Consider the following 7,463-nt stretch of genomic DNA (forward strand, 5'->3'; position numbering starts at 1 on the left):
GGCTTGTCTCGCTTCACACGTCTCTGCTTGCTTTTCGACCCTAATGTTCACCTCTTCACTCCAGCCTTCTAAGTTCTCAGCTCTCACTTCTAGGTTCTTACTTCCATGAATGCTTTCCAATGGACCGACGCCACGAGCGTTAAGCAGGCCACGGCCGAGAACACGCTGCCGGTAGCCGACGTCATGCTGCCCACTTCCAAGCCCGAGTCGGCCACCATTTTCAAAGCCGGGGGTGTGGATGTGCTGGACCTGATGAAGGAGCACATCTTGCAGCCGGCCCGGATAGTGAGTGTGCTAAATCTGCCCAAAATGTCGCGCATCGACGTGGACGCCGCCGTAGGTACCCACCTCGGCGCCCTGGTCACGCTGGCCGACATTGAGCGCAGCCCCGACTTACGGAAAAGCTACCGGGCTCTGGCCGAAGCCGCCGCCCACGCGGCCACGCCGCAAGTGCGCAACGCGGCCACTTTGGGCGGCAATATCATGCAGCGGCCTCACTGCTGGTACTTCCGCAACGAGCATTTCGTGTGTCGCAAAAAGGGTGGGACCGAGTGCTTCGCCAACCTGCCCAACGCCGAGAATAAATTTCACGCCATTGCCGGCAATCAAGTCTGCTCAGCTCCGCACGGGTCCAGCATCAGTACGGCGCTGCTGGCCATGGGCGCCCAACTGGAACTGACCGGCCCCAAAGGCACCCGCAAGCTGCCGCTGGAGCAGTTTTTCGTGACTCCCGAAACCGATGTGCGCCGCGAAAACAGCATTCAGCCCAACGAGCTTATCACCGACGTGCTGCTGCCCAAGCCAGCGGCGGGCACCGGCTCCTGGTATATCAAGTTCGGTGAGCGGGAAAGCTACGACTGGGCCGTGGCCGACGTAGCTGTGGTGCTGGAGCAGCAAAACGGACAATGCTCCAAAGCCAGCATCGTGCTCGGCGCGTTTGCCCCGGTTCCGTTGCGCGTACCCGCGGCAGAAGCAGCTTTGGTTGGCAAGCCCGTCACGGAAGACACCGCCCGCGCCGCCGCCCAAGCCGCCGTACAAGGCGTGACGCCTTTACAGCAAAACGCCTACAAAGTGCCTGTTTTCGCGGCCATCATCCGGCGGGCTATTTTGAAAGCAGCGCAAGGGTGACCTCACCCCCTAGCCCCCTCTCCAAAAGAGAGGGGGAACTAGCTCTAGTTTCTAATAAGTCGTTCAACGGTCATCAACCACCCCCAACCCCTCCTCATCTGAGGAAGGGAGCTAGTTCTAAAAGCTAGTTCCCCCTCTCTTTTGGAGAGGGGGCTAGGGGGTGAGGTCAGCTAAGGCCCCACATGCCGGAGTACATTCCCGTTCAACTCGAAGTCCACGAAAACATCTGCCGATTTTTGCGCAGCAAAACCGGCTTGGGCACCAACGAAGGTGGTGATGACCCGTGGCTGCTCGTGGACCCAATGACGGCTACCTCGTGGTGTCTGCGTACGATGGAGTCCTTTGGGCCCGATGATGACTTCGCGGAACCCTTGAGCTGCCGGCCGGGCCGTACTTGCTACGCGCCGGCCACAACACCCGATAAGCAATAAGCAAAGCGTGTAATTATGTCCGAGCTTCGCCGCCTGCTTGCTGCCTACGATGCCTGCCGGGCCGCTGGTAGGGCGTGCGCGCTGGCTACGGTGGTGCACGTAGAAGGCTCGGCTTACCGCAGCCCCGGTGCCCGTATGCTCGTGACGGCTGAAGGTGAACTGACGGGCGCCATCAGCGGCGGCTGCCTCGAAGGCGACGCCCGGCGTCGGGCCCGCCAAGCCATTTTGCGGGGCCAGTCCACCCTCGTAACCTACGACTCCACTGACCCCGACGACGACCTGAACCAAGGTGCGCAACTAGGCTGCCGCGGCATCATTCAGATCCTGCTTGAGCCGTTGGATTTTGACGATCCTGCCAACCCCGTAGAACTGTTGCGGGTAGCCGATGAGCAAACCCAACCCGCCGTGCTGGCCACTGTGTTCCAGCTAGCCGGCGCCACGCGGGTGCGGCTGGATGGGCGTCTGTTGCTAACCTCGGTTGGAGTTGTGTATGGGCAGTTGCAGCCCGAAGGTCACACGCCGACGGAATGGCTGTTGCGCGCGGCCCGGCAGGTGTTGGAGCGAGGTGTTTCCGCCTCGCAGGATTACCCTACGGAGCACGGTTCGTTGCGCGTGTTTTTGGAGTGGCTCCGGCCGCCAGTGCGCCTCGCCGTGTACGGTGCCGGCAACGACGTACAACCCGTGGTGCGGATGGCGGCGGCCCTGGGCTGGCGAGTACGCGTAGCCGATGGCCGTCCGGCCCTAGCCACGCCGGCTCGTTTCCCCGAGGCAGAAGCCGTGACAGTAGTGCCATTGGCTCAAGTACCTTCGGCGCCTGTAACGGGAGAGTTTGTCCTGCTCATGACCCACAACTACCCGTACGAGCTAGTAGTGCTGCGCCATGTATTACCAAGCAGTACGCCTTACATCGGCTTGCTTGGCCCGCGCAAAAAAGCCGAACAAATGCTGGCCGACCTGCGCGCCGAAGGCTACGACACGAGCGGCCTGCTGGAAAACCGTTTGCACAGCCCGGTCGGCCTTCATATTGGGGCCGAGACCCCCGAAGAAATTGCGGTGTCCATCGTGGCTGAAATCCAAGCAGTGCTAACCCAGACGCCGGGGGGCTTTTTGCGGGCGGCACCGGGGCCTATTCATGCTAAACGCGCCGGTACGATCTTGCCCACGCTGCCAGGAGCCCAGGCGCCCGTAGCAGTATGAGGACTGAAAAAGGAGAAGGCCAGGTTGGAATAGTGCTGTTGGCCGCCGGTGCTTCTACGCGGCTTGGGCAGCCCAAGCAATTGTTGCCGTACCGGGGCCGCACGTTGCTCCGGCACGCGCTGGAAGTAGCCTTAGCCGCCGAGCTAGGACCCGTGGCCATGGTTACGGGAGCCGTGCACGAAGCCTTGGTAACCGAAGCTGCTGGGTTGCCGCTCCATGCTATTGTTCGCAATGAGCAGTGGGCCGCCGGAATGGGCGCTTCTATGCAAACTGGGTTGGCCGCTTTAGAACACGACTTCCCTCAGTTAGGCGCCGTGCTTATTATGCTATGCGACCAGCCACTGATAACGCCCGAATTATTGCAGCAACTGGCGCAGCAGCCCAGCCGCACTGGTCGTCCTGCCGCCGCTACAGTGTACGCTGGCGCCGCTGGAGTGCCAGCGTTATTCCAACGCCGCCTCTTTCCCTTGCTGCACGCGCTACCTCCCGCCGAAGGTGCCCGTCGCCTGTTGCAAAACCTAAAGGATCAGGTAGCCTCGGTGCCCTTCCCCGACGGCGAGATGGACGTGGACACACCCGCCCAGTACGAGCAACTGCTGCAGCGTACTGGGGTAGGTGGACAATAGTTCGCCCTTGCCCGAAACGGCTATAATGCAAGAGGAGCGACGTAGCCGCTCCTCTTGATAATCTCCACGAAATACTCTGTTCTGATTCTCTACAGCTTGATCGTTTTCTTGGAAACGACTTGGCCGTTTACCGTGACTGTGGCAATGTAAAGGCCGCTGCTCAGACCCGTGCCGTCCACGGCAACGGTGTGGTTGCCACTGCGGTAGTTTTGCTGATTAACGACCGTTCGCACCTTCTGGCCCATCTCGTTGAAGAGTTCCACCTTGACGGCCGAAGGAGTGGCTACGGTAAACGAAACCTTAAACCTATTTTCGAACGGCACCGGGCTCAGTTGCAGGCCAATTGAAGGCTCGTCGCGGCTGCCGCCGCGCAGGCTTAGTGTTTGCTCAAACATGGTCAGACCCATAAAATTGGCCATGATGGGCGTTAGGGCCGTGTTGTCGAGCAGACCCCGGCCACCGATTTGTGAGGCGTGGGTGTTGGTGTTGTCTTCGGCTCCCACCCACACGTCCTGCGGGGTGTGGTTGCCAGGGGTAGCGCCTTGGTTGCCGCTGGCGCCCGTGCTGGCGCGGGTACCGTTGCCGTTGGTGAGCGGGTTGGAGCCGTAGGCCACCACAATGCGCTTGCCCGTAGCCGAAGTAGGGTTGGGGTAGTCTTTTCCCTGGAAGGAAGTCATCACGTACTCGGGAAACCAACCACCCACGCCGCCGTCCCCGCGGACCAGGTTGGAAGGCGTTGCGTATCCGGCTTCGGCCGCCACCGATTTGGTGATCTGGCCAGAGTAAGTCCGGATTTTGGTACCGTTCTGCTGCGCGTCGGCTTCGTCGTGCAAGCCGGTTACGGTAAAGCCGCCGCATTCGTGGTCGGAGGTGCTGAAGAGCAGGGTCCGGCCGGCGTTGGGCGTGTTCATGAGCGCGCGTCCTTCGGCCACGGCGTAGTCAAAGGCCAGCACTTCCTTGATCATGTAGTCTGAGGCGTAAACATTGCTGAGCCGGGGCGTGGCGGGCGTGGCCACGTAGTTGGCTTCGCCGCCGCCCTGGTACACCGGCTTGTCAGCGTCTACGGTGTACTGGTTGCCGCCGGCGCCGGCCACCACCGAGATACCGCCCGTATTGGCGTGCTCGAGGTGGTCGATGCGGCCGGCTTCCACGATCAGGAAAAAGCCTTTGCCGTTGCTTTTCGCTTGCAGCACCTGAATGGCCATCCGCGTCATGTCGGCGAGCGAAGGCTCGTAGGGCGCGGCGAGTTGCCGGTCCTGCTCGAAGCTGGCGTGGGAGGCGTTGAACAGGCCCAGCAGTTTTTTGCCGCCTACTCCGTACTGCGCCAAGTTTAGGTTGAGCAGCGCATCGCGGCTGTTCACGAAGCCGTAGTTGCGCTGGTTGACGGCGTACGCCACTAGGTCCACGTCGTCGGCGCGGCGCCCGCGGCCCAGCGTGGCGGGCGTGCCGGCGGGGCTGTTGATGGGTTGGCCAGCGGCATCGACGATGGCTTCGTACGGGCTGGCCACGTTGCGCGGCAGGAAGTGGCGCGAGCCGCCCCCGAGAATAACATCGAGTTCCACGCCTACTTTAGGCGTCGGCAACACCCAGTCGCGGGCCGCGGTATAGCGAAAAGCCGCCGTCGGACTGGCGTTGAAGATGGCCTCGTACTGGCTTTGAGTGGAGGCAATGTACTGGGCCGCGATATAATCTTCCAGGTCCCGGTACCAGATGTGGCTGGCAAACGCGGCCGGAGTAGCGTGCGTGATCCGGGCCGTACTCACCAGCCCCACGGCGTACCCTTGCTTTTTAGCCGCTTCGAGAATGGTCTCGATGCTCTGCCCGTTGGCCGGGTCCAGCGAAATCACCTCGTTGTCTTGCTTGCCGCGCTTGCCGCAGGCATACACCGAAGCGCCGGGAGCCGAGTCCGTTATCCAGGAGTTGAGGGAGTGCGTCGTAACGGTGGCGTTGTGCTTGAGCTTGTCGAGCGCCAACACCTGGAAGTTGGCATCGGTGGTGAAGCGCTTACCATCGCGGCCCTGCCCCATCGCCATGCGGGCCGCCGTTTTGGGAGCCAGCCCGAAGCCATCCCCGATGTACATGATCACGTTGCTGTTTGCGGCCTGCGCCAGCGCTTGGGCCGGCACGCCGCCTGCCGCAACGGTGAGCAGACAGGCACTGAGTAGAATTTTACCTTTCATGAGCCTAGAAAATGGTTTTGGTGAGGTGCGGGAACGAGAACTATCGGTTCGTAAAAGTCCCACCCGCGTGTGACGGTGAGGTTATGCCAGCGTGACTTGTGTGTTACAAAATCCACCGAGGAATCTGGTTTGGTAACACAATGGTTACAAGTACTCTACATTCCAGAAATCTACCTTTGCAAGTGGCCACTCCCACCCCAGAACCATGAACTCGATTCCTACGCCCGCTGTCCGCGGCCTGCTGTTGCTACTTGCTTTCTGCCTGTGGGCGAGTAGCTGGCCCCAGGGGCTGTTGGCTCGCCCGGTGCGTTACTCGCTGGCAGGCCACGAAAAACCCGTGGCCTTGCTCACGGCCAGCAAAGCCACATACCTGGTCACGGAACGCAGCATCTTCCGGCAGGAAGGCCGCCGCTTCGTGCGGCGCTACCAGAGTCCTGCTCTTATCCGGTGCGCCCTGGCTACGGATACGGTTTTGTGGTTGGGTACTCCCCAAGGGCTGCTGATGATAAGCTCCAAGAACTGGCGCGGCCACCCTTCGGCTTTGCCGGAACCGGCCGCGCAGGCGGCTGTCACCACCTTGTTTGCGGATGCGGCTGGTCACCTTTGGGCGGGGGCGTTTGGGTACGGGGCCTATCAGTTCGTGGCTGGTCAGTGGCAGGCGCAACTGCGCGTTCCTACTGTCAATGCCGGGCTAACCTCCCCAGATAGCTCCGTCTGGATTGCCACGAATATCGGGTTGCACCGCTGGCAGCGCGGCGCATGGACGCGCTTCAACGAAGAAGGAGTAGCCAACGCCGAAATCCCGGACAACCTGGTGGACAACCTGCTGCTCGACAACCGCGGTAATCTGTGGGTACTGATGTCGGAAGGCGTGAGCGTGTTCGAGCGCCCCGGCCGGGCGGGAGCGAGGGAGGCTCATTTGCCCACCGTCAAGTACATCGGGCGGCCCGGCAACGAAGTAGCCAGTGTGGCCCAAGTACCCGGCCAGGGGTATGTGTTTGCCACAGCCATGGGCCTGCTGCTGCTGCCCGACCAGCCAGATGGCGAACTAGCCGGCTTCGAAGCCACTACCGATAAAGTAGCCACGCCCCAGGTCCTCGTTCCCTTAACGGTGCCGGGCGCGTCGGCTACTCCTAGCCTACTGGCCGTGGACAAAAAGCACCGGGTATGGGTGGTAGGAGCCGAGGAGGTGAGCGTGTGGAAGGCCAAAGCTTTCCAGCAGGCCACAACACCAGCCGTAGCCGCGCGCAAGATGGATGCCTCCGCGAAATAAGCCGCTAAGAATATAGCAGCGCCACTAACGGCAGGCGAGCTAGTAGATGCTCGTCTGCCCACCCCGCCTGAGCAGGTGTAAAATGGCGCCGCGGCGGTGCCGGCAAGAAAGGGCTGGCCGCGTAGAGTTTTCACTGAGTGGAAAGTTACGTGCAAGCGCAAGCCAAAGAAGCGTACGGCCCCCCCGGTCGCGGTTGTGTGTAGTAACTTATACTCGTTACGAAATGGTTTGCGAGAACGGGGGTAGCGACGCGACCCTTCGCGTCTCGGCGGCCGCGCCGGTTGGCCCTCCTACGGGCCTCGTGCAACGCCGAGACCCGAAGGGTCGCGTCGCTACCGCAGGCGGCTGCTTTTCGCACTTCACTCCATGACGAGTATAAGTAAGTGGGGGGCGACGGACTGAAGTCCGTGCCACAAGCAGCGAGCAGTCTGAAGTAGCTAAAAACCGTCCTGCTTGACATACAATCAAATCCACTTAGCTAACCCAAGTGTGCGGAGTAGCCGCGTAGCGGCGGCAGGGTTGTAGAACACGAGGCCCACAACATTCTAGCGGGGGGGGGGGGGGGGAAAGGGGGGGGGGGGTTTGGGCCAGGCAGGAGCGGGAGCGGGGGGAGGGGATGGGGAAGGAA

General features: G+C 61.6%; 6 protein-coding genes. 5 read left to right on the top strand and 1 reads right to left on the bottom strand.

Annotated features, from left to right (window positions below):
- The first annotated feature begins 105 nt into the window (after positions 1-105).
- From ACYSMN_RS23925 to ACYSMN_RS23940, 4 genes are all read left to right on the top strand, one after another.
- Positions 106-1,128: an FAD binding domain-containing protein gene (locus tag ACYSMN_RS23925; RefSeq protein WP_488926452.1), complete on the top strand. Its 1,023-nt coding sequence runs from the start codon at positions 106-108 to the stop codon at positions 1,126-1,128.
- Positions 1,129-1,310: 182 nt separating this feature from the next.
- A complete protein-coding gene (locus ACYSMN_RS23930; RefSeq protein ID WP_488926453.1) occupies positions 1,311-1,559 on the top strand; it encodes a hypothetical protein in 249 nt (82 codons plus the stop codon).
- A gap of 15 nt (positions 1,560-1,574) precedes the next feature.
- A complete protein-coding gene (locus ACYSMN_RS23935; RefSeq protein ID WP_488926454.1) occupies positions 1,575-2,756 on the top strand; it encodes an XdhC family protein in 1,182 nt (393 codons plus the stop codon).
- Complete coding sequence (locus ACYSMN_RS23940; protein ID WP_488926455.1) at positions 2,753-3,382, top strand: nucleotidyltransferase family protein; 630 nt, start codon at positions 2,753-2,755, stop codon at positions 3,380-3,382. The genes ACYSMN_RS23935 and ACYSMN_RS23940 overlap by 4 nt, the downstream gene beginning before the upstream one ends.
- 89 nt (positions 3,383-3,471) lie before the next feature.
- Here ACYSMN_RS23940 and ACYSMN_RS23945 read toward each other — a convergent pair whose 3' ends face one another.
- Positions 3,472-5,562 carry an alkaline phosphatase gene (locus ACYSMN_RS23945; RefSeq protein WP_488926456.1) on the bottom strand — a complete coding sequence of 697 codons (2,091 nt, stop codon included), beginning with the start codon at positions 5,560-5,562 and terminating at the stop codon, positions 3,472-3,474.
- A 205-nt stretch (positions 5,563-5,767) separates the two neighbouring features.
- Between ACYSMN_RS23945 and ACYSMN_RS23950 the strand changes: the two genes are divergently transcribed.
- Complete coding sequence (locus ACYSMN_RS23950; protein WP_488926457.1) at positions 5,768-6,835, top strand: hypothetical protein; 1,068 nt, start codon at positions 5,768-5,770, stop codon at positions 6,833-6,835.
- The last annotated feature ends 628 nt before the right edge of the window (positions 6,836-7,463 follow it).

Source organism: Hymenobacter sp. M1-2 (assembly GCF_057808495.1).

What these genes read in the sequence shown, in the direction of transcription:
- ACYSMN_RS23925 (WP_488926452.1), top strand. Translation starts at nt 106, where the DNA reads ATGAATGCTTTCCAATGGACCGACGCCACGAGCGTTAAGCAGGCCACG.
- ACYSMN_RS23930 (WP_488926453.1), top strand. Translation starts at nt 1,311, where the DNA reads ATGCCGGAGTACATTCCCGTTCAACTCGAAGTCCACGAAAACATCTGC.
- ACYSMN_RS23935 (WP_488926454.1), top strand. Translation starts at nt 1,575, where the DNA reads ATGTCCGAGCTTCGCCGCCTGCTTGCTGCCTACGATGCCTGCCGGGCC.
- ACYSMN_RS23940 (WP_488926455.1), top strand. Translation starts at nt 2,753, where the DNA reads ATGAGGACTGAAAAAGGAGAAGGCCAGGTTGGAATAGTGCTGTTGGCC.
- ACYSMN_RS23945 (WP_488926456.1), bottom strand. Translation starts at nt 5,562, where the DNA reads ATGAAAGGTAAAATTCTACTCAGTGCCTGTCTGCTCACCGTTGCGGCA.
- ACYSMN_RS23950 (WP_488926457.1), top strand. Translation starts at nt 5,768, where the DNA reads ATGAACTCGATTCCTACGCCCGCTGTCCGCGGCCTGCTGTTGCTACTT.